Here is a 25688-nt window from a genome sequence, read left to right as displayed (position 1 = left end):
CCAATATTGTATAGTACAAATCAAGTGATGAGACTATAACAATTTACGATTCTTGTTCAGTAACCAACTTTGTAATTTCTTCAACCAAAATTTTAACCTGCAAGGGTCTCTTTTTTTCATCAACGTCCAGTCTGTTATAAAAACCAGTTTTGACAATGACTAGATCTTTCTCAGGAACTACTATTATAAATTGACCAAGAAAACCATAAAAAAATCTGTATTTCATCGGACTTTCATCATCTAACCATAGTGTATATCCAAACGCATCATTATGTTTTGTAGGTGCCAGCATTTCATCATAGAAATCTTTAGTGATAAGTTGCTGATCTTTCCATTTACCTTCCTGCAATACAAGTTGTCCAATTTTCGCAAAATCACGTGGTGTCGCATGAATGCAACAAAAAGCTTTTTCCATTCCGTTATTATCAACACTCCACTTGGCTGGATATTCCATTTCTAAAGGTTTCCACAACTTAAGCGAAAGATATTGAGCGAGAGATTTTCCAACAGCTCTTTTTAGTACAATTCCCAAGACCTGAGCCGCTACACTTTGATACTCATACTCTTGTCCCGGCATTTGTTTAAATTTCACATTAAGTGCCTGCTCTGTCAGATCTTCAACAAAATACTGCTTGGAATTTTCAGCGAAAGGATGATTATACTCTTCTATCCAATCATAGCCAGCCTGCATAGTCATCAGGTTGCAAATCGTAAGATGTTCTCCATAACGGTCACTTTTATATTCGGGAATAAAATCAGATACCAATTGTTTCTCTGATTTAATGTAACCATCTTTGATGGCGCAACCAACCAACAGAGACAAGATTCCTTTAGCCATAGAAAAAGAGTTCATCATTGATGATTGTTGATGGTCTTTCCAGTATTGCTCGAAAATCAGTTGCTTATCTTTGATAATCAGCAGAGAAGAAGCCCTTGTCTTTCTCAGTTCTTTCGTTAAAGTGTCTGGTAATAAGAAAGAATTATAAAGTCGATGTGTCTGCCAAGGTTTTGATGCAGCATTAGAAACGAGATGGGAAGGGAATTTCTCTTCATCATCGCTAGATGGCGTAATGGGGCCAGGTGCGATGTTTTTGCCAATAGCTTTAAAAATATAATGATATCCTGACAGGTAAATTACAGTTGCTACAGCGCCAGCTGTTGCAAAAAATGCTGCTAAAGTTTTTTTCAAAGTCGCATAATTTAAGTTTAATAATTTCCTTTTAAAAATTATACCAATTGATAAGATAGTATTAAAGAAACTTATATTTTTTTCAATGCAGATGCTTTATGAACCGCTTTTTTGCCTGTCTTTTCACTCATTACTTCGTATTGTGGATTATCCTCTGAAGCTCTTCTTTGCCTGTTCATAAAAACAAAGTCCTTGGTGTGAATATTAATAATAATTCCATTTGTATCTCCATTTCGGAATTTCCATTTTACCGCGTCACCCTTTTTTAACATAAGTTTTCTTTTTACCAGCTGTTTCTATTTGAAAATAATATAAGAGTGTATTTTTTATTAAACAAATATTATACTAATTGAGCAAGTCACAAAAAATAAAAGAAATTAAATATTTATAACTTTGTTGACAGCTATCAGATATAATGAACAATAATGCTATTGAATCTTCTTTTCAGATTTACTCGCCATCGCTGGTTTTAGGGTTATTCAATAATGCCATTAAATTAAATGCTACAGTTAATATCATTTACTTAAAGGGTAGATATGTTTTTGGTAATGGTAAATCCTACGGAAGCTATTATTATGATCAGCTGTTTTCAGAATCTGACAATATTTCCTTAGGTGTTAAAATTTCATCTTTATTACGTTCAAAGATTCAGAATAATGAGATTTATCTTCTGAAAGGATTCATAGAAAAAAGTATTAAAAGTTCTTCTATAGAACTTCGTTTTGTTGTTGACGAGATTATACAGCAGGAGGAACGGGCTATTTCAGAAGAAGATGTCGTTCGATATTCCCTAATCCAAAAGAAACTTGAGAACGGTTCTAGAGATCTTGAGAATTTAATCCGAACGAAGATCCTGCAAAATCAACCAATAAGAATAGCTAATATATATGGTAATAATGCTATAGTTCAACACGACTTTAAGGAGGGACTGGATGTTTCCCGAAAATATTTTGATATCACAGACCATAGCTGCAATATCACTTCTTCGACATCATTGGTCACCAAACTTCAGGAGCTTTCCAAAAACCAATACGATATTATTGCTTTAGTTAGAGGCGGAGGTGACCGTCAAAGCATGGAAACCTTCAATGACATAACGCTTTCTAAATTATTTATTGATCTTGATGCAGTAACCGTAACTGCAATCGGACATACAGTGGATGAAAGTTTATTGGATAAATTAGCGGATAAAAGATTTCATCTGCCACACGATTATGGTGCGGGTCTGCATTCTATTGTTGAAAAATTATCTAATGAAAAATCCAATTCAAGAGCATTATTAATTGACGAGGTTAAAAAAGATGTTTCAAAGCAATATTCTGAACAGATTAAAACTTTAGCAGAACAGCTGGCGAAGAGAACAGAAGAATTCCAGAAACTTCAGGAGAATTCTGCCAAGCAGCTGTTGGATACTAATAAAACTTTTACGGAGCAACAGAAACAAAGACAGGAAGAACTGGAAATTTACAAAAAAGAAATTGCTGTCCTACACGACAAGAATATATTGGCTGTTGTTAATGAAAAGACTGCATCTTTAAACATCGATCTGGAAATGATCAAAAAAGAAAATATCAGGTTAAATCAGCAAATGCAAAGTACCAAGACTGATTATGTAAAAATTATAATCGCTTTTGTATTGGCACTGATGATAGGATTTATCTTGGCAAAGCTGGTTTAGATCAATCTTTAATTTTTTTAGTCAAAGCATAATTGGCTTTTTACTTTTTGGAATTTTATGAAGCATAGATTTTTGTAATAACGCCCTGGCCGATAATAATCGAATTGAGAAGTAAATCGAAATCGATTCCTTCATAAATTTGTTCTAGTGCATCCTTTGCTTCTAATAGATTTATGTTCGCACTGACTGTATCTCCGGAATAAATTATCTCCGTTTCAATGAAGCTGTGATTGGCTAGGAATTCTTTGCTGTCAAAAGGGAATCTGACGGTTGTTCTGAATCCTGATGAAACAGGTGTTGAAATACCCCCATTATCTTCAGGAAGAAAGGTTAATAAGGCTTTGAAGTGAGGCTTTTTTTTACTCATGTTAAGTATCTCTTTTTACTTTGTATTATTATTTATTGATCACTCCTCGAATCTACCAATAATTCAATTTCTTTGTTGTTTTCACTGTCACAAATTTATATCATTGATTAAAATGATGGGTAAAGAAAGCACTATTACAAAAAATAATTAAACATTTTATAATGCTTTTGATATCAACTCATTTATATCTATTTGCAATTAAGTACAGTCTTGTGCGGACTGATAATGAACTAGAAATGTGAAAATTTTCAAATGCAATTCAAGCTTTAATTGATATCAAACATATTACCGACCCATTCCGTGATTAATTTTAGAGTCATAGTGCAATAGGTAATCCTAAGTTTCATTAACAGGTATTATTTTGAAAAATTTCCAGTTATAGTAAGATTATAAATTAAAGAAGAAAAGGGATCAATTAAATACAATTCCTTTTACTAAAAAGTCTACTTTGAAAGTTTTTACATTATGAAAAGATTGATTTATGAATAATTAAGATGTAAGATGTGTTTCGAATTTCGATACTGTTAGTCATATTAGATTTAATGGAGTAATTATCTATAATGTTTATGTTTTTATTGTTTTTTTTGTGTTAATTTTTTATAATATTTTTTTTTATTGGAAAAAGTTGATATATTAGTAAAATAAAAAAATAACCAATGAAATACTTAATTATTAATTACGATTTTCTCAAGTCAGTGCTTCACACACATTTCTGCATACATCCTATTCGGAATCTTTAATAAAAGAATAGATTTTACTTTAAAAAATATAAAGATCATTTCTTGTGATTTTTATCTCTCAGTACGTTTGTAAGATTTACTTTTTAATTTGTTATAAATTATGAAACTTAGAAAAATATTTTTTTTAGGATTATTTACTATGCCTTTACTCAATGTATTCGCCCAAAAGATTATTTGGCAGAAAAATTATGGTGGGGATCAAAGTGACTATCTAAGAAGAATTGTACCAACTCCTGATTATGGATTCCTTGTTGCGGGTAGCAGTTTATCAAAAATAGCTGGCTCAAACAATGGAGGTTTAGATTATACGCTTACAAAAATGAATGAGGATGGGGATGTGGAGTGGGAAAAAAGTTTTGGAGGTCATGGTAATGATATGCTTAGTACTGTGCACTTGACGATGGACGGAGGAATGATATTGGGAGGGGATTCGAATTCAGGAATTGGCGGATTGAAATCACAGGATAATATTGGATTTTCTGATTTATGGATTTTAAAACTTAATGCAAGTGGTGATGTAGAATGGGAGAAGACATTTGGAGGGATAGGAACTGAAAAGTTAGTAAGTATTATGCAAACCAAAGATAAAGGATATATTATTGGTGCAGTCTCTGATTCAGAACCTGTTGAAATTAATTCAAAGTTAGTTGGTCATAAAAGTGAAAAAAGTTTTGGCGGATTTGACTTTTGGATTGTAAAGATTAATTCCAGTGGGGATGTTGAATGGGAAAAAACTATTGGTGGAAACGGATATGATTATTTAGTTAATTGTTTTGAAACAAATCTAGGGCATTTTTTAATAGGTGGGTATTCAAATTCTCCACTATCAGGAAATAAATCTGTCAAACTTAAGGGCGAAGGAGATTATCTTTTGGTAGAGTTAGATAAAAATGGAACTATTATAGACGAAAGAAATTTTGGAGGAAAAGGGAATAATGAATTAACATCATTCTCTAAAAGTAATGGAGGTTATATATTTGGAGGACGTTCCAACTCAAAGAAATCAGAAGATAAAAGTACAGACAGTAAAGATTACGATTTTTGGATTGTAAAAACAGATGAGCTGGGTAAGATACTTTGGGATAGGACTTTTGATATTGGAAAGTTTGATGTTTTACTTGATGCTATTGAAGATAAAAACGGGGATATTGTGGTTTCGGGGTATGCACAGACTGAGTCACAAGATAATGTTGAAGATAAAGATAAGATTAACAATTACTCTTTAATTTATTTAGATAATAAAGGAAATGAAAAATTGAGAAAGGATATAGGTGGTAGCAAAACAGATATCCTTAATAATACAATACTTACCAGAGATCAAAGTATAATTATGGCAGGTACTTCTAATTCAAATAAAGGAGGAGATAAAACCATAAATTCTAACGGGAGAAACGATTTCTGGATTTTGAAGATAGGTAATCCAATAATTAATAGCAGTGAAGAACGGCATAAAATTGAAATTTATCCTAATCCTACAGAAAGATTTGTAAACGTTATTTCAGATAACGAGTTAAAAGGTTCCGACATCAATGTTATTAGCGTTGGTGGACAGTTACTACAGAATTTTCAAATTAAAAGTACTACTGCTGTAATAGATTTAGCTGGATACCCGCAAGGTATTTATTTAATCTCGATAATAAGTGATAGTGGTGTTATTACAAAAAAGATACTAAAAACTGGAGCTAAATAAGAATATGAAAATAAAAATTACTATTTGTACTTTAATACTTTGTTTTAGTCTAATGAATTCTCAGTTCCGTTCAGCAGCAGATCCTACAGTTCAAACTGTTTCAAATGATAATGGAACTTCTCAGATATCTTATAATCTATACACAATAGAAAACGGAAATATCAATCTACCAATCAATCTTTATTACTCTGGGGGTAGAGGAATCAAGGTAAATGAAATAGCATCATGGGTTGGATTGGGCTGGGATCTTTCCATCGGAAATATTTCTCGAATAGTTCAAGGTTATCCAGATGATGAATATAAAGGCCAGGACAATAAAGAAGGTATCTTATTTAACAGTGTTTTGTCAACAATTGAAGGAACCAATTTTTTGTCGGCCTCAAAAGATCACGTCAATAATATTTTGAAAAAAGATTATGAACCCGATATTTTTTTTATTAATCTATCTCATTTCAAAACTCTTTTTTTCTTCGATAAAGAAAGGAAAATTCAATGTTTAAATAAAGATGTTCTCATATCATATAATCAAGAATCAGGCGGAAGAATCTCATCATTTACAGTTATTAATCAAGATGGCACAAAATATACATTTGGGGCTATTTCATCAGTAACTGAGAGAACTAATTTTGAGAAAGGAAAGGTTGAAATCGAAGATGAAAATGAAATAACAAGAACATATTACAGTAATTGGCATTTAACCAATATTACTGATATTTTTGGTAACGCAGTTAATGTCGATTACAGTAATGAAAGTATCTCATCTCAAATATCTAAATTAGAGAGAAAAAATATTCAAAAACCTGGATATCTCACAGCTAATGATTATGATTATGTTGCCAGCACAGATTTTACAAAGAATTCTAAATTAATTTCAAAAATCACAGCTTCTAATGGGTTAATTATAAATTTTAACGTGTCATCAAGGTCAGATATAAATGGTGGGAAAAAATTAGATAAGATGGATATTAATAATGGCAATTTGCAGTTTGCATTTTTACATGACTATTTTAAACCAGCATCTTCAACTAATTCAGATGAATATCGACTAAAATTGAATAGAATTAATCTTAATAATAAATTTTACTTAGCTTTTACTTATGACGCTAAATTGCTTCCTAATAGAAAATCTAAAGAACAAGATTTTTGGGGATTTTACAATAAAAATAATGCTCAATCGCTACTACCGAAAATATATATTGATGAGTCATCACCAAAAAGCAAATCATTTGTTAACTATGGTTATGAAAATTTTAATGAGAATCTATATATAAAACTTGATGGAGCAGATAGGCGCTCCAATATGAACTCTGAAGCCTGTATTTTAAAAACAGTAACCAATAAATGGGGTGGCTCACAAACATATAACTATGAATTGAATGATTTTATGTATGATGGTAAGAAAGTTACAGGTAACGGGTTAAGGGTAAGTTCAGTTGAGTATAATGATAATAATAGTAACATATATAAAACTTTCTATAATTACAGTAAGAATTCTATTTCTACAGGTAGTGTCATAAATATGCCTGTATTCTCATATGTTAATCCAAATATGGGAGTAACTTACATGGATGGAGGCAAAGTACATATAGAATATGCTTGGGCAAAATATAGATATGGCTGGGGTGTCACAGTTACTGGGATTCCTTATCCAATAGAAGAGCACTTAGGCTCTAGCAATTGGTCTTCTTATGATAAATATTTTTATACCACTCAAGTATTTGCTTTTCCTCTAAATAATGTTGCAGGAGATTTTACTGTTAACTATAGTCAGATAACCGAAACTAGTACGATGTACGATGGAAAAAAAGAATATACTTTTTTAGCACCTATTACTAATAACACGGTTTCGGATAATGTGTACTTCAGATTGGTAGGAGGTGACCCATATCTAGACAATAATAATACTGATTTTGGGAATTTTCCCTTTAAGCCATCTACCTTGAGCAATGGAAACAATACTTTCCTTGTCAATACAAAAATTTTTGATAAAGAATCAAAAATTATAAGTGAATCTAATAAGGAGTATATTGATGTTGTAAAATCGGGACAAATTACAACTATCAAATCTGAAGGTTTAAGAGCTAATTATCCATTATATCCTGTTTATAGTTCAAATCCTTTTAAAGATTCTGCTGTCAAAATAACAAAATATAACATACTCGAAAATCGTGAAAAAGTAGCTAACAAAATAACGGAGACAGAACGATTTCAGGACAAACCTTATGAGAATATTAAATCTTTAGAATACAATTCTAGGAATTACATCATTAAAGAAAGCTGGAACGATAGTGAAGGTAATAATTATGAAAAAAGAATAAAATATTCATCTGATTTTTCTGCAGCAGGTACTCCTGTCGTGGGTAGTCAATCAGAAGCTTTAAAATTTATGAATGATAATAATATTTTATCAAGGCCTATAGAGTCTGTTGTATTCAGAAATAATAAAGTAATTTCTGGCGAGCTCAATATATACAAAAGAGTTGGTAATTCCGTTTTTCTTTCTGAACTTAAAACTTTGCTAATTGACAATCTTGATATTTCATATCAGTTTTCAATTAATAATGGTTCAAGCTTTACTCAAGATTCGAGATATATGACTGTACAATATTTTGATATCTATGATTCCAGAGGCAATCTTTTACAGAAGCATACTAATGATGGGATTTATACTACTCAATTGTACGGTTATAATGGAAAATATATTGTTGCAACACTTGAAAATGTACAGTATAACTCGATACCTGTCAATATAGTTAATACCATACAAAATAATTCTGAACATCATACTTTATCTTATCAATTAACCCTTCTAAGACAACAATTCCCAAATTCAAAAATCAGAACTACAATGTATAAGGATTTTATTGGAAAATTAAATGAAGTTGATGAAAAAGGAATTACTAATTTTTTCCAATATGACATTATGAATAGATTAATAAGGATTACTGATGTAGATGGAAAAATTTTGAAAGAAATGAAATATAAATTTGCCTTTGATTAAAAAAAATGTATAAATTTGTGGAACAAGATAGGAGAAGCATCGATTATAACAACGGCAAGGCCGGAGCGTGAGAGGTGGCATTGAATACCTTCCTTCTCCTTCTTTTTCCGCTATTAATTTTTTCTTTATGAACAAAAATTTTAATAGACGGAAATTCTTAGAAATTTCATCTCTTTGTTTTGCAGGTACAGTTATTCCTGTAAATTTTCTATTTTCTTCTAATAGAAATTCTAAAGTATTCTCGCATTCTATTTACGATTCTTTAAGAGAAGCGAAAATATCTATAAGAAAAAAAGAATACAGTAAAGCTGAAGAGATATATTCTAATTGTATCGCAGAAAATTCCAATTATTTGTCGGCATATGATGGATTACAAAATTTGTATAGTATAACTAAGAAATCTGATGAAGATATCATAGCATTATACATGACAGGTTTGAAGAAAAATCCAAAAAACCCCTATTTCTATGAACGTATAGGTAAGTGGTACATGAGATTAGAAATAGGTAATAAAAAACAAGCTAGACTATATCAGCAGAAATATGGTTTCAAATCTTTACTGGAAGAATCTTTACGATATATTTTAAGAGCTAATGAATTGAAAAATCGAAAGGATAGCACTGTTGATTATTTTTTGATTAGTCTTGAAAAAATAAATAGAATAATTGAATTTAATTCTATCGAGCCAAAAAAACAGATGTTTGAGCGATTTAAATCTTATAAGGCTGAAAACAGACAAAAGTATAAATCCAGATACCAAAATTGGAGTAGAGAAGAATTATTAAGGCAATTTGATGACATCGGTAAACGTAATTCTTTGTCTCTTTATTCTGAAGAAGATATACAAAGAAGAAAGGCAAATATTTCAAAGGAAAAATTATCTGTGCTAAATCACTTGATAAATAAAAGAGAGAATAATAATATTGATGAAAACCTAATTAATATTACAAAAGAAATTTATTATTCGGATTCTTCAAATACGCAAACTTTAGGTCTTCTAAAAAAAGTATTAGATATCAATAAATCCTATCATGCATTAATATCTATTCAAGAAGAAAATTTTAACAATAATTCAAAAATAAACATTTGGAATAAACTTGCTTATATAAGAACATTTAGAAAAGCATATAAAGAAGATAGGTCTGTATCTTTGGATGGGGTCATTAGGCTTAATGAAGAACTATATGAATTGGATGTTATTCCTTTATTAAAACTTCCTATTATTGATTCTCTGTCGTCTCTTCATTGTTTACTTAAAGACTTTGAAAAAGCTAGAGATGTGTGCTATAGATTTACAGATGAAAATACAGCTGGTAGTACTTACGGACATTTGATTTTGTATATATCGAGATCTTATTTTGACCAAGGCGATTATTTTTATTGTATTGAATTACTAAATTCTATGCTTAATAAAATACCTTCAAAACTAAAAGAGAAAGACGAGATACTTATTGTCAATTATTCTAAGTTATTTAATGGTAAGATTGATAGAGGAGTGTACTATCTCTTGGGGAAATCCTACGAGGCTATAAATGATAATAAAGGATTAGATAATGTTGTAAAATTACTTAGTCGTCTAGATCCAAAAGATTCTTTTGTAAGAAAAAGAATGAAAATTTAAATTGATTTCAAATTTATAAAATCGATGTATGAAAAAGATAGTTCTATTATTTTTATTTATATTCTTATTTATTTTTAGTGTTAAAGGCCAAAACTTTGGAGATGTTATTATTTCGGAAGTTTACTTCGATACACCTTATGAAGAAAACATTGCAGATTCTGATACTGAGCTAACACATATTGGCGAATTTATAGAGTTGTTTAATTCTAGTACCATTGATATTGACTTGTCTAATTGGAAAATTATTGATGGTAGCCGCCTTCATATAACAATTCCTTATGGGAAAAAAATAAAATCAGGAGAGACGTTTGTTATTGCCTATAATCCCGCTTTGGCTTTTAGAGCTGACAGTAATAATAGTGATTATTTTAAAATATTATTTCCTTATGAATCTAATAATGAGCCTGATTATCCGAACAAATTGTTTTATCACAATTCAATATTATTGTATAATAAATTTGAATCAATTAGACTTTTCGATAGTGATGGAAATGAAAGATCTAAAATTAAGTATAAAACTGTTAATCATTATAGTGAAGCTAATACAAGCCCTGGTACAAATGTAGATCAGGAAGTAAACGAGTTTCCTTTTTCAAGTATTCGTAATAAAGATAACAATATTTATTTCACCGGAATTAATCCGCAAGGTAAGAGATATTTCTTATTGAATAATCTATCTGCTATTCCGTCTGAAACTAAAAAATCTATTCAAATAACAAATCCACAATTATTTAATAGTAGCAGTACTTTCAATAACATAGTTTGGGAAGAACTTGAAGCTACACCATTTGGTCTTCCGGCAGGCGTAAATGTTCCAATCCTTCCTCCAAGCCAAAACTTTACAAATACTGCTGGCACCAACTATCTATATACTATTGAACCAACTATTGAGACCTATAGCGTTGGCTATAATACCCCAAAAATACATAATATAACATATTACGATGGTTTAGAAAGGGAAATACAGAATATACAAATCAATGCAAGCACTGATGTAAAAGATATTATTAAGCATATAGAATATGATTCATATGGCAGAAAAAGTAAGGATTTCTTACCATTTGTAAGTACAAGCAATGGTGGGGCTCTAATCAACTCTTCAACAGCTATAGCAGAAAGCAATATTTTTTATAAGAACAAGTTTCCTTCGGATTTTATTAACACAGTTAATCCATATTCTGAAAATGTTTTTGAGAGTAATCCTAATCCAATGATTTTGGAAAGCGCATCCTCTGGTGAAGATTGGAAATTTGATATTTCAAATGTTTCCAGCTTATCAGGATTAAGAGTCTCTTCCAATCATACTAAAAAGTTTAATTACCTACTTAATCAGTCCTCCGATAATATTATTAAATATGAAGTTGGATATACTAATGGTGATCGATTACTACCTTATTTAATCACTGGAACTTATACTGAAAATGTTCTTATAAAGACAATTGCTTACGGTGAGAATTGGTATCCCAGCCAACCCTATCTTAAAGATAACACTACAGAAGAATTTAGAAATAAATCCGGAAATATTATTTTAAATAGGGCATACGTAGAGAATGTCAGCTATGATACATACTACGTTTATGATTTATTTGATAATTTAGTATTTGTAATACCACCTAAGGCAAGTCAAAATCCTTCATTAACAAGTGAGATCTTAAATGGATTTTGCTATCAGTATAAATATGATAGTAAAAACAGATTGGTTGAAAAAAGGTTGCCTGATCAGGATGATTGGACTTCAATGATTTATGATAAACAAGATAGATTAGTGGCTATTCAGGATCCTAAACAAAAATTGTTTAATCATTGGAAATTTAAAAAATACGACGTATACGGTAGAGAAATATATTCAGGAATCTATACAAATTCTGCGACAAGACAAACGCTTCAAAATAATTTAAATTCTCTTGGGGAAAACAACGATTCTATTGTTAGTGGAGGTTCTATTTTTGGATATTCCAATAATGCTTTCCCTGTTAATGTAAGTTTAAATGATGTATACGAAATAAATTATTTTGATCAATATCCAGTCGGAACACCATTTCCGCCCTCGAATCAGGTTGAGAATCAGCAGATCTTAGTTAATATTAATGGTTTAGCATCTTTGACAAAAAAGAGAACTGTTGGGGAAACTGGAGAAGATTCATGGTCAGATACTTATTTTTTTTACGATAAATATGCACGACTTATAAGAAACCACCTTGTTAATTATTTAGGAGGGTTTACTATTAAAGACCACTCTTTAAATTTTAGAGGCAAAACTCTTTACACAAGGACAAGTCATCAGAAAAATTCTTCAGCGAGTATGTTTTCTATATTAGATACATATTCATACGATTCTCAGGAAAGAGTTCTATCGCATAAACAATCAATAAATAATCAAGCTGATATCAGGATAAACGAGAATATCCTTGGAAAGCTCGGTGAAGTTTCTACCAAAAAAGTTGGAGGACAATTTGACTTGGCTCCTCTTCAGGAACTAACAATTAAATATAATGTTAGAGGATGGCCTACAGCTATAAATGATATTAATAATCTGGGGACAAACCTTTTTGCATATCAATTACATTATAATAGAACTAATACGACTTATATTTCTAATGCTCAATATAATGGGAATGTTTCTCAAAATTGGTCAAAAACGGCAGGAGATAATAATCTTAGAGGATATTCGTACGATTATGACGCTCTAGGTCGTCTGCAAAATGCTTATTCATATAAAAACGGTCTTATGGACACGGCGAGCGAAAAAAATATTACCTATGACAAAGGAGGCAATATTCAGTCATTGTACCGTTCTGGAGGAGATGATTATATGGCGTTAGATATGGATTTGTTAAGCTATGATTATTATAATAATTCAAACAGATTAAAAGCAGTAACAGATAACATTAATAATCCGGCTGGTTTTAAAGATGTGGTTGGAGCTACTGACTATGAATACGATCGTAATGGCAATCTAATAGTTGATAAGAATAAAGCAATAGCGCTTATAGAGTATAACTTTATGGATTTGCCTAGCACTATAAATTTTCAAAACGGAAACTGGATAAAATATAAATATGATTCAGCGGGCAATAAGCTTTCAAAAATTGTTAAAAATGGAAATAGTACTTCATCAACAGATTATCTTTCTGGTTTTCATTACATAGATGGACAGTTTCAATATTATCCAAATGAAGAAGGTTATCTCGTTAATGATAATGGTAACTTTAATTATGTCTTCAATTATACAGACCATTTAGGGAATGTAAGAGTATCTTACCAGGATAAAAATGGAGATAATACTATTTCACCTACGGAAATTATTGAACAAAATTCCTACTACCCGTTTGGTTTAAAGCAATTAGGGTTTAGCACGCAGATATACTCTCCCGCAGATAAATATAAAGTTAAATTTTCGGGCAAAGAATACCAAGATGAACTTGGGTTGAATGTTTATGATTTTGGTGCACGAAATTATTCTGCAGAAATAGGAAGGTGGTTTAGTAAAGATCCACTAGCTTCTGATTTTGAGAACTGGTCTCCTTATGCTTATGCTTTTAATAATCCTATTAATTTTATTGATCCCGATGGTTTAGCGCCAGTAAACTCTAAAAGTAATTTTTGGGAAAGTTTTTTAAATTCCCTTGTAGATGGTGTTACTGGAACAATAAAATACATTGCAAATAATCCCAATCACGCAGGTTATGGTTATTCCAATCATATGAAAACTCCTACTGTAGAAAGTTTTGAACCATACCAGATAAATTGGGGTAACCAGCTTGATCCTTATTGGCAAATCCAAAATTATACTTATAACACGGTCTATGGAATCTATAATTTTGGTGGGGGGATTATGTCTGGTGATGGTCGAAGAACAGCACAAGCTATACCATTACTCATGAGCTCTTATGCAACAACTTCTGTAGTAAGTAGAGGAATAGTAGCTGGGGGAGCTGGAAAAAATTACAACGCAATAATTTCGCAGAATAATGCGAAACTAGCAAAGACATCTAAAGATATTTTAGCAAAGAATGTCAAAGTTACAGCTCCGGATCCTATTAAAATAGATCCAATTAAGTTGACTACATCATCAATTAAGAATAATCCAAGTGTTACATACACTATTTATGATCAGTTACAGGATGTTCATAAGTTTGGTGTTTCTGATGCAGGCTTAAATAGATTAAATGCTGTAATGTCTAAGTTACCTGGCACCTATACTTATAAAATTTCTCCAGTTGTACCAAAACATCAAGCGCATATATATGAAAAATATTTACGAAGTTTGCATTACAACAGTACAGGACAGTATAATTTGCCTAGTATGAAAGTTCCCTATCCTGTAAATTTTGAAACAGGTAAGAGGGTTAAACTCTTGGATTAATGAAAATGAAATATAGTTAGACTTATGAAAATAGAACGGGTATTATTTTGGTTTCGCGACGGACAAGAAAAATTAATTAACTTAAATAATGATTTCTTTGGATTAAGCGTATTATGTACCAGATTGCTTAATAAAAATTACAGTGGAAAGAAAATTGGTTTTATTAATATAGATTTCATGACGGATAATACATATGATTATTACCCAATTTTAAAGAGAGAATCGGTAGAGATACTCGATAAGGACTTAAGATATTTCGGAACTTTTGATAATGCAGATTTTAATACGCTTGATAAAGTAGACAAGCAACTATACATTTGGGATAAGGGGCACAAATATTTGTTTGAGATGGCGGTTGTTTCTAATAATATAGAACTGCAACAAGCGGTGGAATATTCCTATCAAGAGGGATTAAATTTAAAATTAATTCCTGATTACGAAACTATTTATACAGAATTTCATTATAATAGTAAACCATATAAAGCTTCAATTTGGATTTGTTTTGCCGATGATTATATGTATTCTAAGCTAATTGTAGAAAATAGTGGCAGAAAAATATTTGAAAAAGAAATAGCTCGTACCAATCTTGGTGTTGAATTTTTTTTAGTTATATATAAGAAAATAACTGTTGAAAACGATTGTTTGATAATTCGAGGTCCAAAAGATGTTGATCATTTACCTTTTAGAATTGCTTTAAAAGATATTATTTTTTAATTCTAGATTTATTCTTTATTAAGAAAGAAAATAATTACTTCAAAAATTCAAAACTGGCTCCAGGTAAAGATCAATTGCAGGCCTTTCTGAAAGAGAATGGATCAGTGAGAAATTATAAGCATAAAATTCCAGGCATATTATACCAGTAAAAGGGATATTGAAATACGATGGTTTGATGTCTTAAAAGCGCATCTTGTTCAGCTTTTACATCAATTTTATAATCCGGATACAGGTCATGGATATCTCTGATTTCGATATCTGTACTGCTGTTCCGGAGTTCATTCGCAACTGTTTTGTTAGCAACCGATCTTTCAAACTTTGGATGTGCTAAGATAATTAATGCCATACTATAATAATTATAGTTACAAAGGTATTTTTAGTATATTACATCTGCAATAACTATCCAAAAAGATAGGTTAAATAAAACCGTTATGAAGACAGAATGTTTAGCCAATATGGTGGAGGTCAACGAAAAAATATATCCATGCACAGTTAGTCTTACAATGGATCTGATAGGTGGTAAATGGAAAGCAGTTATACTTTACCATCTAAAAGATAAAGAGAAAAGATACAGTGAGCTCCGAAGGGAAATGCCGTCTGTCACTGAAATGACTTTGAGTATTCAGTTAAAACAATTGGAGAAAGACGGCTTTGTCACGAGAAAGGTCTATGGCGAAAAGCCACCGGTTAAGGTGGTGTACAGTCTCACTCAATTTGGTGAAAGTTTTGTTCCTGTCCTGGAAGCGATAACCGAGTGGGGAAACAAAGTCGTTATTGAAAAAGGCAAATTTATCACTAGCTGAATGTGCAAAGAAATCTTCTGCATTCAGCCTGACTTTAATTCATCTGTCATCGCAAAATTATCATTTATTGTTTTGGCAGATGCGCTATCAACTCCACTTCGAGCTTGGATTCCGGCATATACAGCCTTTGAACCTGTACCCATGTGGCAGCGGGAAAATCATTATTGTAAAATTTCTTTCTAACATCATTATGTTTTTTCATAGCTTCAATGTCCGTGGTGTAGAGATTTTCCTTCACCACGTTGTCAAATGTAGCACCGTAGTTTGAAAGAGCTGTTTTTAAATTATTATAAACAGAAGTAATTCCTTCGGGTGTAATATTATTGGTCACCACTCCTGAAATATAAATAATATTATCAATCTTTATAGCCTGAGCATAGCCCGCAGTACTATCCTGTGTCTTATTATTCCAATGCCATTTTTCTTTTTGAATGTTTGTTTTCTGAGAAAATGAATTAGTAAAAATCAGGAATGAACTGAAAATAAGGAGTTGTCGCATAGATTTAAATAGTTTAAAAATTATTAGCTTTGAAACCCGGAGGATACGGGCGTTACATTATCACCGTCCCGTGTATTTAGATAGGTTAGCTGTGGATTAAAATGAGGTCGTTTTTCCATTATTTTATTTTTTACAAGAAGTTTTTTCCCTGAAAAATTAATAAGACTATTTAGTACTGCTTCTCAAAACTTCCAGCGCCTTTCTGATCTTCTTATCCATCATCAGATCTTCCAGGTTATCACCTCCTATAACTTCAATGTCAGGTTGGATATGACTTTTATAGACTTTTGAGTTCCTGTCTACCACATAATCTGTAGACAGGTTCAGCCCGGCATCTGCATTGATCCTAAAACCCTGCACAGCCGTTGTATAGTCAGCCGTTGGTTCTCCCACAATCAATGTGTTCCTCCTTCCAATCAGAGATATTGCCGTCATTTCACCTGCACTGGCGGTGTAGCAACTGGTTAGGACAACGATTGGGATGTCTTTTTTAATTGGCATTCTCAACGATACCTGTCTTACCAGCTCAATACCGTCGATCAACATCTTCCCGTCTTTAATTTCCCATTGTCCTGACGATTCGCCTTTAGAATTTCTAAACCCGCCAAAAACAACATTATCGCTTCCGATAAACTCCTTCAAGCCTAATAATATCGGATACATATTACCGCCGGTATTCATTCTCAAATCTATGATCCAAGCCTTGATTTTTGCCGAATTAATTTCATTAATATGAGTGCTAATATCATTGGCGATGCTATCCACTTTCTTAAATACAAAATCATTATTTCCAGGGATTCTGATGTAGCCTGTGTTCTTGCCGAGTACCTGACTTTTTACCACTGTCTCAGACTTCAGCCGCACTTTCAGATAAGCATTGTCCGCACCCTGAGCTTTGTTCCATCCATAGGTTTTGCCTTTATATTTCAGACCCCCATGATAATCTCCCAGTAGTTCAAACACTTCTGTATACAATGGAGGCAGCTCGGATACTTGATCCAGATTCTGACCTTTGCTGTACAAGCTACTTTTGATGCTCTCTATCTTAGACGTATCAACCGCATTATTTTGTATCAGATCAATAGATTGATCCACAAAAAGTTTAACACTGTCGTTTTTAAAATTCTGAGAAAAGAATGAAACGGAAAGGAATAAAGAGATAAATAGGAAACAATATTTATACATGGATAGTGTTATAAGCTACTTTAATTCTCAAATATAATTAATTGTTTACAAACAATTTGCTAATAGAGCTTTCGATCTCTTTTATTTGGTTATTGAATTGTATAGTGCATCAAATTTCTTCCACAATCACATTTTTCATCTGTACGCCGATTTTTTCTGTCATCTTCATTAGGATCTTTTCGTTAAGTCCAAATTCACCTGCGTGAGGAATTAGTACTTCCCAGATTAGCTTTAACAACTGTTCCAATACTTTAAGTTCACTAATTTTTAAATAATCTCCATTGTAATATTGTGCCTGAGTACCATTTCCATCAGGGGAACGATGGTCAACATCAATGGATTCTCTCCAGCGCTTGGCATGGGCACGCCATTCTGCCTGATCTACTATCTCAGGTGTATTAAACCATACATTCCAAGATAATATATTCCCTTTTTCCAGCATATTACCGGAAAGTATATTAAAAATACCGAGTACAATGTCGTTGAATTTATTGACTGTATTATTGCCGGAATCTTTTATATTATCGATCTGAACATCTATATGTCCAACCCCAAAAGCCTTATCCTTATGCTTTGCAAAATCAGGGCTATCAAAACGTGTCGTTGAATCTCTCTGTAAAGTGAAAATTGAACTGGTATTGCCTATATTGGATGTTTCCACCTGGATTGCATGAGCCTTGTCAAAAGGTAGGTCAAGGTCATTACAAGCTGAAAATAATAATTTTAGTAATGGATGATCATTGTTTGGAGAGAACCAAATTTTTCCTGTTACAGTCATATCAGCGGCCAATAATGATGGGGAATCTTCATCTACCCATCCTCTTTGACCGGTTACAGTAACTTCAACATTTAAGTTGATTCCAACACTTTTAAGATATGCGCCTTGTTGTGGACACATTATAGAATAGATTCTTCCTTCTGCGGTATAACCTACTCTCGAAATATCAGGTGCAAACATTTGAAAACATCTTGAATCTTTATCTTTTAACTGTGTCAACCAGCTGAATTCCGGCCATAATATTTTCATCTGTCTTTCAAGTTTGTCAATATTATCCATATTATCCAGCATATCAAGGCTGGTTAGATCTGGATGTGGATAAGCAAAGGCAGGATTTGATTCTGCAAATCCTCCGATCCAAGATTTAGATTGTTTGTTTGGTGAGCTCATTGGTTTTATGGTTTTATTGTTAATGACTCAAAGTAACAAAAAGATAGAATGAAGCTTTTAAGGGAAAATACTTAAGTCAAATTTTACGTATTAGTACTAATGATTTAATTTACAGGATGTTTCGTTATCCTTGTATTAGAGGTTTCTTATGAAAAATGTAAAGGTCTTAGTGATATGATTGTAATAGAAATCGATTTATGCAATCTTCAGATTATTAATAAAGAATGTTGTTCTATTAGGCGTGAAATCTAGCTTTAATACGTTTCCCAATATCCTCTTATATTGTTAAGTGATCAACTAAACGTGATGATTAATAATCAAATATAATGATTACGATTCCTTATAAGGTCACCTGATTTTCTATAGCAAATGTATTCCGTTGTCCCAGCTGAAAAAAATCTTTTTGGGTATCCGGAATCAGAGATTCCGAACCCTCCGCAAAAATATTTCAAGCTTTCATCAATTGTCTTTCTTATTGTTTTCAAGGAATTGATTGCAGTTTTCATTGTGCCTGCCTGAATGGGTAATCCGCATAGAAAAGTCAGAAACCTCACAAGGTGCAAATGCAGTTCATTGAAATTTTGATCTCTATTTATTCGCTTTAAATAAATATTCTTTAATTGAATGGACGAAACCAAGCGCTGCTTCATAAGCAAAAGTAGTCCCTCAGAACTTCTCACGATAAAATATAAGCTTTTAGATACAGCATCTTCTTATTGATTTAACTACAATTTTAACATAAGAACCATCTTGAAAATGAAGTTTTTTTATGTCGGTCACAAATGTTTGTGTAAGAGAAATATATCTTAACACGAGTATTAAGCCAGAATGCTAATTAATATATTCCAGTCCCATTGATAAAGATCATTAATGATAGGCTCCAGTTTTCTTTCTTTAGCATATAAATTATATTTAACGGTCGGCGGAACTGTTGCAAAGGCTTCACGATTTACAATGCCGTTTTCTTCGTTATTCTTTAGCTCTCTCACAAGCATTCTTGTCTTGATCATAAATTCATCCATAAAAAAAAGCTTTAAATACATTCAAAATATGATTTTCAATAAGGCATATTACCTTTTCTTAATCTCAAAACTACGTCTTGAATTTGAGGGAATAAGAGTAAAATAACAATTACAAAAATCACTGCTGTTAACATCAAATCGTAATAATCTCTGGTGGCACGAGCTAATATCTGATGACCTACCATTTGATTAAAATAGCCTGTGGATACTGCTTTTGAAGTATAGATATCGCTTCCTACGTTCATATATTGATTTTGAATGTCCAGTAAAGTAGCCTGCAGTTGAGGGTTGGTTTCCGTAAGTGATTCCCGGATCTTTTCCCGTACTCCTGATTTTGCAAATAATTGAAGTTCGTTGCTAAATGCCAAGCTGGCGGTAAAACCTGTGAACCTTGCCAATATACCGACCAGTGATGCATTGATCGCAATTTTTGGAGGCGCCGATGAAGCGGTAAATGATACAATCGGAACAAATAAGACTCCTGTTGCCACACCATAAATAAACATTGGTAGAATGAAATCAATTGTTTCACCCTGTACAGAAACAAATAGTATCATATAAGCATAATAGATCGCCATTATTCCAAAGCCAACAATAATCATCCTTATCAGGTTGTACCCCATCAGGATAAATCTGGAAGTAACGAACATACTCAATGTAGTTCCAAAAATTACAGCCGTCCATATAGGAATGGTGTTCAGTGGGTCATTTCCTAAAATCACTTCAAGATAGCCATAGGCAAGTCCTGTACTTCCTTTAAAAATATAAAATGTAAAAAGTAGTAATAGCCCAATGACAAAATTCTTTGTCTTGAAAATCTGCAAGTTGATCAATGGTCGTTTAAGCTTCAATTCTCTAATGATGAAAAGGGAAAGAATAATTAGATCAACGACACTAAGAGTAGTGATTAATGAACTACCGAACCATTCCAATTGTCGCCCGTAGACAAGGATGTATCCTAAGATAAAGATAAAAGACACGTAAAACAGATAGCCTATCCAATCCACCTGATAAAGCGGAATCTTTTGGGTAAATCGAGCTTTACCGTTCATTGTTAGCAAAACAGTAATTGTTAGAATGATGAGAATGATTATAAATCCGTAGAATAGCCAGTTAAAATCAAAGAAATGAATAACAATGCTGGTAAAAATAGAATAAAAAGGAACGGCAATCTGTATGCTGCCATACAGTATACTAAAAGCGATCACACGGGCACGTACAGACTGTAACCTTGGAAAAATAAGTTGTAAGACGATGCCTGACATTAATGCACAGGTAATCCCCTGAAAAAACTGGCAAATAACAAACAATGTCCAATCTTTGAAATGAAAACATATTACAGAACATATTGCATTAACGGCAAGGGCAACTAATAAATATTTCCTAGGTGCAAAATATTTTATGATCCGAAAATCAAGTGCCAGGAAAGCTACTGTAGAGCCATAGATAACGACCATGCCATATTGTACATCGGTAGCCTGTATGCCGTAAAAGCCCAGCGTTGCAACTGGAATGCTGTAAAAAGCGAAACTAAATAGACATGTCATCAGAATGGCAAATATGACGGATCTCGCCACCCATTCGGATACCCAGGATTTGAAGATCGGTATTTTATGTGCTTGCATCATTTCTTTTTTAAAACATAAACATTGGCATTCATTCCGGCAGAAAGTTTTCGTAATTTTTCAGGCATATCGATCAGTTTAATTCTTACAGGAATCCGTTGGATGATCTTCACAAAATTACCTGTAGCATTATCTGGAGGTAACAATGAGTAACGTGAACCTGTGGTCGGCGAAAGTGATTCGATAGTACCATTGAATTTTTCATTCGGAAAGGCATCAACTTCTATGGATACTGCTTGTCCGATCTTGAATTTGCCAATCTGTGTTTCTTTAAAATTAGCAATCACCCATTTTTCCTCGGCTTTGTTCACCAAAAAAGCCAATGTTTGCCCGGGTTGTATCAGTTGACCCTCCTGAATTGTCTTTTTACCAATTTGTCCGTCAAAAGGTGCAGTGATAAACGTATATCTGATGTCCAATTCCTGTCTTTGAACAAGTGTTTCTTTAATTTTTATCTCTGCCTTTATAGCATTATTTTGAGCTCTAAAATCATTAAGTTTAGATTCTGCTACTTGTAAAGAAGCTTTCGCCTGATCATAATCTGACTGTGCAATGGATAAAGAAGCACTAATGTTGTCGAATTTTTGTTGTGTGGTAGATTCATCTGACAGTAGATTTTTATAACGGTCAAATTCTTTTTGCTGTTGATTCAATCTCGCTTTAGCTCCTTCCAATTGTGCTTTTATAACCTCAATACTTTTAAGTTGCGTTTCTTCGTTCGCCGTCAAAATCGGTAATTTGGCGTGTGAACTCATGAGTTCCGCTGATGCAGCATCTTTTTTCAGTCCATACTCGTCCAATTCAATTACCACAAGTGTATCACCTTTTTTAACAAGTTGATTGTCCTTGTAGTATATTTTGCTGATATAGCCGCCCACTTTTGCATTTATCGGTGAGAGATAAGCATCTACCTGTGCATCATTAGTCTGTTCAAAGTGATATCCATTTAAGAAATAGGTAGCTCCCCAAATAATGATCCCTACGAATAATGCAATTCCCAACCATTTGGTTAGGTTTACAATAATTTTATCTGTTTTATTTTTGTTCATAATAGTTGTATTAAAGAATTCCTATGATTGCTAATAGTCTGATATGGGTTACTTTTACATTTGTTTGCGCTGTTGTCAGATTGAATTTTGCTTCCAATAAAGCGTTTTCTGCTTCCAAAAGGTCGGTCAGTAGTGATTCCTGATTTAGGTAGCTGCTTCTGATAACACGAACTGTTTCGGTAGTTTTAATGATATTATGCTCTGCCGTTTCCACACTCTCCAAAGCCTGCTGTTGCTGTAAATAAACTTCTCTTACCTGAAGATAGATTTCGTCCTTCTTCATTTCAGCTTTTTCTTTAGCCTGACTGCTGACAACTTGGGCACGAGCAATGGTATGTTTGCTTTTGTACAAATTATCGATAGAATATTGGACTTTAATTCCTGTCTGACCAAATCCCCACAAATCGTTTGAGTACGGATAAAAGGAAATTTGAGGATAGTTGTAATTATAATTAGAGTACAAAGAAACTTTAGGCAATATCGTAGCTTTCATTTGTTTTACGTTCAGTTCACTCCATTTGATGTCACTAATGGCTATTTTGTATTCTGGAGATTTGTTGAAAGCGATGTCTACATAATCATTATAGTCACCGTCTGTGATAGCGTTTAATTCAATTATATCTTCGGGTTGTATTGTTAATTCAGCATCATTTTTACGCCCCATCAGTATATTGAGCCGTTGTTTAGCGATCTCAATCTTCTTCTTAACGTCGGAAAGACTAAGTTCCAGTTGAGACAATTTCACAGAGATTCTCAGTACATCACTCTTTAGTACGGTGCCGTTTTTATGCAGACTTTCTATTAATCTCAATTGCTTTTTTTCTGCTTCAGTCTCTGCATTAAGAAAATCATAGAAATGTAAAAATTTGTATAAATCAAAATAAGCAATTGCGACATCATATTTTACGCTATGCTTTTGGAGATCCAGTTCATATTGTTTTCGTGTTTCTTCTTCCTTTTTGATGACGATGCTCCTTTTGTCTTTACCGCCATTGTAAAGATTAAAATTTAAGTTGTAGCCTACGCCGTACCCATAGCCTTTTACAGCCACATCCTGTGGAGAAGAGAATAATCCATTGTCATAGATCAGAAATTTAGAATTGAGTTTTAGGTCTGCTCCTACCGAAAGTTCCGGTAACAAACGGTCTTTGGCTTCCAATATTTCTATTGTACTTTGCTGATGATTTAGGTCGTATAGTTTCAGTTGTCGATTATTCATTTCTGCAACTTTCCATATTTCTTCCAAACTTAAAGATTGGACTTTTTCTGTATGTTGAGCATAAATAGAGGGTGCAAATAACAGCATCAGTATGCTCAAAATCGAAACTGTTTTATATTGTTTCATTGGTTTTGTTTTTATAAATGATTGGTTTCTTTCTTTTTATTAACCATTGTTTTAGCATCTTTTTCAACTCATCAAAAGCAAAACTTAAATCTATCATTGGCATAAAGAGGCTGGAATAAGCACAAGACAGCCAGTAAATGTTGGCTTTATCAATTTCTTTATTTGGACGAGGTAATTGATGTTCAGATTTTTTCACTTGTGTTTCATGTTCAAAATCTTTGTCGGGTTTTATGATTTTATGTCTCATGATATGGTACTATTAATACAGCAAAATTATTCAACACAGCTAGCTTAAATTTTATATAATTAGCCTAATATTTACTAAATTTGGCCACATGGAGATACTTAGTCAATTAATAAGTAGTGTGGATCACAATCCCGATTCAATCCTCGTGATGCGACAACAGATGGAACAGCGTCTACCTGCTCATCAGCACGATAAGGCTCAGTTATTATTGGTTTATGGTGGAATTGCTTACTTGCAAACAGACGAAAAGGATTTCTATATCCCATCTAACCATTACATATGGATACCAAAAAATTATCCGCACAATCTGATGTTTAATACACAGGATTTGTACATTATCAATATTTACTTTCCAGAAGGAAAGGCGAGTGGATTTTATGATGAACTGGGTATCTATCCCGTGAGTAAGCTTCTGGCAGAGATGCTCTTATTTAGTGAGAAATGGCAAGGTGATTATTACAAAGGTTCGTGGGAATTTGAATTTCTATCCACGCTTAAGAATGTATTATCAAAGGAAAACCTCAAAAAATTCTCCATTCAACTTCCTACAACGGACGATCAAAGGCTCAATGCCATAATCGACAGTTTTAGAAATCGGTTAAATGAAAATCTAAGTTTAGATAGTATTGCTCAGCAATCAGGAATGAGTGTGAGAAGTCTGACCAGATTATTCCAAACGAAATTGCATATCACTTTTGTTCAATACTTAAAGATGCTGCGTATTATCAGAGCGATGGAATTGATAAAAGATACAGATCTTAACATGACCGAGATAGCCTATGAAATCGGTTATTCGAACATATCTGCTTTTAGCAATAATTTTCAGCAACTGACAAATATGAGACCTACTGAATTTAAAACCAAATAAGAAGGACAAACGTAGTCGTCCTGTCTATCCCTAAAATAGAGGTAGTGATTCTTATTTACGTGATCTTAAATTCAGTGGTCTACAGGCGGCTGCTAGCTATGTTATGCAATATTATCCTTAAATGGATTAACACTTATTTCTATGATCAACTTCTCAAAAAAGAAATAGAAACCGAACGTACTCCTGATTTTCTTAGGTTCACTTTCAAATTGTAAGTCAGCTTCTGTTTTTAACTTTTCATAGATATCCCAAACTGCTTGCTCATCATTCTGATAAAATCCAATGTGGAAATTCTCCGGATATTCAGGCATATTTTCCTTATGGTTTAATTCCTGTCCCCAAACAACTAATGCAAAATTATGGTCGTTTTCCAGAACTGCCATTTTGTTGTTTCGATTGACAATTAAACTAAAACCTAAATGTTTTGTAAATAAATTTACAGCTTTATTTACATTTTGTACAACGATGTTGATGTGGTTTAAATTCATTTTGTTCTTGTTTTAGTTATAGA

General features: G+C 32.6%; 21 protein-coding genes. 8 read left to right on the top strand and 13 right to left on the bottom strand.

Annotation, left to right across the window (positions count from 1 at the left end):
- Positions 1–43: 43 nt before the first annotated feature.
- Entirely contained in the window at positions 44–1189 is a 1146-nt protein-coding gene (locus BUR19_RS09735) for a serine hydrolase domain-containing protein (protein WP_074235142.1), read from the bottom strand.
- A gap of 71 nt (positions 1190–1260) precedes the next feature.
- Positions 1261–1461, bottom strand: coding sequence for a hypervirulence associated TUDOR domain-containing protein (locus tag BUR19_RS09730; protein ID WP_074235141.1), 201 nt, complete (start codon positions 1459–1461; stop codon positions 1261–1263).
- A gap of 143 nt (positions 1462–1604) precedes the next feature.
- On the opposite strand from BUR19_RS09730, the gene BUR19_RS09725 reads away from it, so the two are divergent.
- Positions 1605–2867: an exodeoxyribonuclease VII large subunit gene (locus tag BUR19_RS09725; RefSeq protein WP_074235140.1), complete on the top strand. Its 1263-nt coding sequence runs from the start codon at positions 1605–1607 to the stop codon at positions 2865–2867.
- A gap of 55 nt (positions 2868–2922) precedes the next feature.
- Here BUR19_RS09725 and BUR19_RS09720 read toward each other — a convergent pair whose 3' ends face one another.
- Positions 2923–3234 (bottom strand): hypothetical protein, encoded by a 312-nt coding sequence (locus BUR19_RS09720; RefSeq protein WP_074235139.1) that lies wholly within the window; start codon positions 3232–3234, stop codon positions 2923–2925.
- 840 nt (positions 3235–4074) lie between these two features.
- Between BUR19_RS09720 and BUR19_RS09715 the strand changes: the two genes are divergently transcribed.
- The 5 genes from BUR19_RS09715 (at position 4075) to BUR19_RS09695 (ending at position 15366) form a co-directional block, all read left to right on the top strand.
- Complete coding sequence (locus BUR19_RS09715) at positions 4075–5664, top strand: T9SS type A sorting domain-containing protein (protein ID WP_074235138.1); 1590 nt, start codon at positions 4075–4077, stop codon at positions 5662–5664.
- A gap of 4 nt (positions 5665–5668) precedes the next feature.
- The gene (locus tag BUR19_RS09710) at positions 5669–8665 is read left to right on the top strand and encodes a hypothetical protein (RefSeq protein ID WP_139297303.1); all 2997 of its coding nucleotides are present in this window, start codon (positions 5669–5671) and stop codon (positions 8663–8665) included.
- Positions 8666–8792: 127 nt separating this feature from the next.
- The gene (locus BUR19_RS18955) at positions 8793–10286 is read left to right on the top strand and encodes a tetratricopeptide repeat protein (protein ID WP_074235136.1); all 1494 of its coding nucleotides are present in this window, start codon (positions 8793–8795) and stop codon (positions 10284–10286) included.
- A 28-nt stretch (positions 10287–10314) separates the two neighbouring features.
- Positions 10315–14652: a DUF6443 domain-containing protein gene (locus BUR19_RS09700; RefSeq protein WP_074235135.1), complete on the top strand. Its 4338-nt coding sequence runs from the start codon at positions 10315–10317 to the stop codon at positions 14650–14652.
- Between the two features lie 24 nt (positions 14653–14676).
- Positions 14677–15366, top strand: coding sequence for a hypothetical protein (locus BUR19_RS09695; RefSeq protein ID WP_074235134.1), 690 nt, complete (start codon positions 14677–14679; stop codon positions 15364–15366).
- Between the two features lie 112 nt (positions 15367–15478).
- Here the strand turns inward: BUR19_RS09695 and BUR19_RS09690 are convergent, their stop codons facing one another.
- Positions 15479–15712: an NAD(P)H-dependent oxidoreductase gene (locus tag BUR19_RS09690; RefSeq protein ID WP_083600727.1), complete on the bottom strand. Its 234-nt coding sequence runs from the start codon at positions 15710–15712 to the stop codon at positions 15479–15481.
- A gap of 85 nt (positions 15713–15797) precedes the next feature.
- Between BUR19_RS09690 and BUR19_RS09685 the strand changes: the two genes are divergently transcribed.
- Positions 15798–16169: a winged helix-turn-helix transcriptional regulator gene (locus BUR19_RS09685; protein ID WP_074235133.1), complete on the top strand. Its 372-nt coding sequence runs from the start codon at positions 15798–15800 to the stop codon at positions 16167–16169.
- 64 nt (positions 16170–16233) lie between these two features.
- Here BUR19_RS09685 and BUR19_RS09680 read toward each other — a convergent pair whose 3' ends face one another.
- From BUR19_RS09680 to BUR19_RS09645, 8 genes are all read right to left on the bottom strand, one after another.
- Positions 16234–16668: a RidA family protein gene (locus tag BUR19_RS09680; protein ID WP_074235132.1), complete on the bottom strand. Its 435-nt coding sequence runs from the start codon at positions 16666–16668 to the stop codon at positions 16234–16236.
- A gap of 165 nt (positions 16669–16833) precedes the next feature.
- On the bottom strand, positions 16834–17853 hold the full coding sequence (locus BUR19_RS09675; protein WP_074235131.1) for a S41 family peptidase: 1020 nt from the start codon (positions 17851–17853) through the stop codon (positions 16834–16836).
- Positions 17854–17962: 109 nt separating this feature from the next.
- A complete protein-coding gene (locus BUR19_RS09670; protein ID WP_074235130.1) occupies positions 17963–19021 on the bottom strand; it encodes a hypothetical protein in 1059 nt (352 codons plus the stop codon).
- An 818-nt stretch (positions 19022–19839) separates the two neighbouring features.
- On the bottom strand, positions 19840–20043 hold the full coding sequence (locus tag BUR19_RS09665) for a winged helix-turn-helix transcriptional regulator (protein ID WP_221407777.1): 204 nt from the start codon (positions 20041–20043) through the stop codon (positions 19840–19842).
- A 35-nt stretch (positions 20044–20078) separates the two neighbouring features.
- Positions 20079–21590: an MFS transporter gene (locus tag BUR19_RS09660; protein WP_245799069.1), complete on the bottom strand. Its 1512-nt coding sequence runs from the start codon at positions 21588–21590 to the stop codon at positions 20079–20081.
- 77 nt (positions 21591–21667) lie between these two features.
- Complete coding sequence (locus BUR19_RS09655) at positions 21668–22717, bottom strand: HlyD family secretion protein (RefSeq protein ID WP_074235129.1); 1050 nt, start codon at positions 22715–22717, stop codon at positions 21668–21670.
- 10 nt (positions 22718–22727) lie between these two features.
- A complete protein-coding gene (locus tag BUR19_RS09650; protein ID WP_074235128.1) occupies positions 22728–24062 on the bottom strand; it encodes a TolC family protein in 1335 nt (444 codons plus the stop codon).
- Positions 24049–24309 (bottom strand): hypothetical protein, encoded by a 261-nt coding sequence (locus BUR19_RS09645; protein ID WP_074235127.1) that lies wholly within the window; start codon positions 24307–24309, stop codon positions 24049–24051. The genes BUR19_RS09650 and BUR19_RS09645 overlap by 14 nt, the downstream gene beginning before the upstream one ends.
- Positions 24310–24397: 88 nt before the next feature.
- Here BUR19_RS09645 and BUR19_RS09640 point away from each other — a divergent pair, with 88 nt between their 5' ends.
- On the top strand, positions 24398–25177 hold the full coding sequence (locus BUR19_RS09640) for an AraC family transcriptional regulator (protein ID WP_074235126.1): 780 nt from the start codon (positions 24398–24400) through the stop codon (positions 25175–25177).
- 101 nt (positions 25178–25278) lie between these two features.
- Here the strand turns inward: BUR19_RS09640 and BUR19_RS09635 are convergent, their stop codons facing one another.
- Positions 25279–25665, bottom strand: coding sequence for a VOC family protein (locus BUR19_RS09635; RefSeq protein ID WP_074235125.1), 387 nt, complete (start codon positions 25663–25665; stop codon positions 25279–25281).
- Between the last annotated feature and the right edge of the window lie 23 nt (positions 25666–25688).

Origin of the sequence: Epilithonimonas zeae, from assembly GCF_900141765.1 — a bacterium.
Lineage (GTDB): Bacteria > Bacteroidota > Bacteroidia > Flavobacteriales > Weeksellaceae > Epilithonimonas > Epilithonimonas zeae.
Note: the sequence above shows the minus strand (reverse complement) of the source record. Positions and strands in the feature narration are given on the sequence as shown.

Coding starts and splice junctions, on each gene's coding strand:
- BUR19_RS09710 (WP_139297303.1), top strand. CDS start 5,669: ATGAAAATAAAAATTACTATTTGTACTTTAATACTTTGTTTTAGTCTA.
- BUR19_RS18955 (WP_074235136.1), top strand. CDS start 8,793: ATGAACAAAAATTTTAATAGACGGAAATTCTTAGAAATTTCATCTCTT.
- BUR19_RS09660 (WP_245799069.1), bottom strand. CDS start 21,590: ATGACATGTCTATTTAGTTTCGCTTTTTACAGCATTCCAGTTGCAACG.
- BUR19_RS09685 (WP_074235133.1), top strand. CDS start 15,798: ATGAAGACAGAATGTTTAGCCAATATGGTGGAGGTCAACGAAAAAATA.
- BUR19_RS09690 (WP_083600727.1), bottom strand. CDS start 15,712: ATGGCATTAATTATCTTAGCACATCCAAAGTTTGAAAGATCGGTTGCT.
- BUR19_RS09645 (WP_074235127.1), bottom strand. CDS start 24,309: ATGAGACATAAAATCATAAAACCCGACAAAGATTTTGAACATGAAACA.
- BUR19_RS09635 (WP_074235125.1), bottom strand. CDS start 25,665: ATGAATTTAAACCACATCAACATCGTTGTACAAAATGTAAATAAAGCT.
- BUR19_RS09695 (WP_074235134.1), top strand. CDS start 14,677: ATGAAAATAGAACGGGTATTATTTTGGTTTCGCGACGGACAAGAAAAA.
- BUR19_RS09725 (WP_074235140.1), top strand. CDS start 1,605: ATGAACAATAATGCTATTGAATCTTCTTTTCAGATTTACTCGCCATCG.
- BUR19_RS09715 (WP_074235138.1), top strand. CDS start 4,075: ATGAAACTTAGAAAAATATTTTTTTTAGGATTATTTACTATGCCTTTA.
- BUR19_RS09720 (WP_074235139.1), bottom strand. CDS start 3,234: ATGAGTAAAAAAAAGCCTCACTTCAAAGCCTTATTAACCTTTCTTCCT.
- BUR19_RS09650 (WP_074235128.1), bottom strand. CDS start 24,062: ATGAAACAATATAAAACAGTTTCGATTTTGAGCATACTGATGCTGTTA.
- BUR19_RS09675 (WP_074235131.1), bottom strand. CDS start 17,853: ATGTATAAATATTGTTTCCTATTTATCTCTTTATTCCTTTCCGTTTCA.
- BUR19_RS09640 (WP_074235126.1), top strand. CDS start 24,398: ATGGAGATACTTAGTCAATTAATAAGTAGTGTGGATCACAATCCCGAT.
- BUR19_RS09665 (WP_221407777.1), bottom strand. CDS start 20,043: ATGGATGAATTTATGATCAAGACAAGAATGCTTGTGAGAGAGCTAAAG.
- BUR19_RS09700 (WP_074235135.1), top strand. CDS start 10,315: ATGAAAAAGATAGTTCTATTATTTTTATTTATATTCTTATTTATTTTT.
- BUR19_RS09655 (WP_074235129.1), bottom strand. CDS start 22,717: ATGAACAAAAATAAAACAGATAAAATTATTGTAAACCTAACCAAATGG.
- BUR19_RS09730 (WP_074235141.1), bottom strand. CDS start 1,461: ATGTTAAAAAAGGGTGACGCGGTAAAATGGAAATTCCGAAATGGAGAT.
- BUR19_RS09670 (WP_074235130.1), bottom strand. CDS start 19,021: ATGAGCTCACCAAACAAACAATCTAAATCTTGGATCGGAGGATTTGCA.
- BUR19_RS09680 (WP_074235132.1), bottom strand. CDS start 16,668: ATGCGACAACTCCTTATTTTCAGTTCATTCCTGATTTTTACTAATTCA.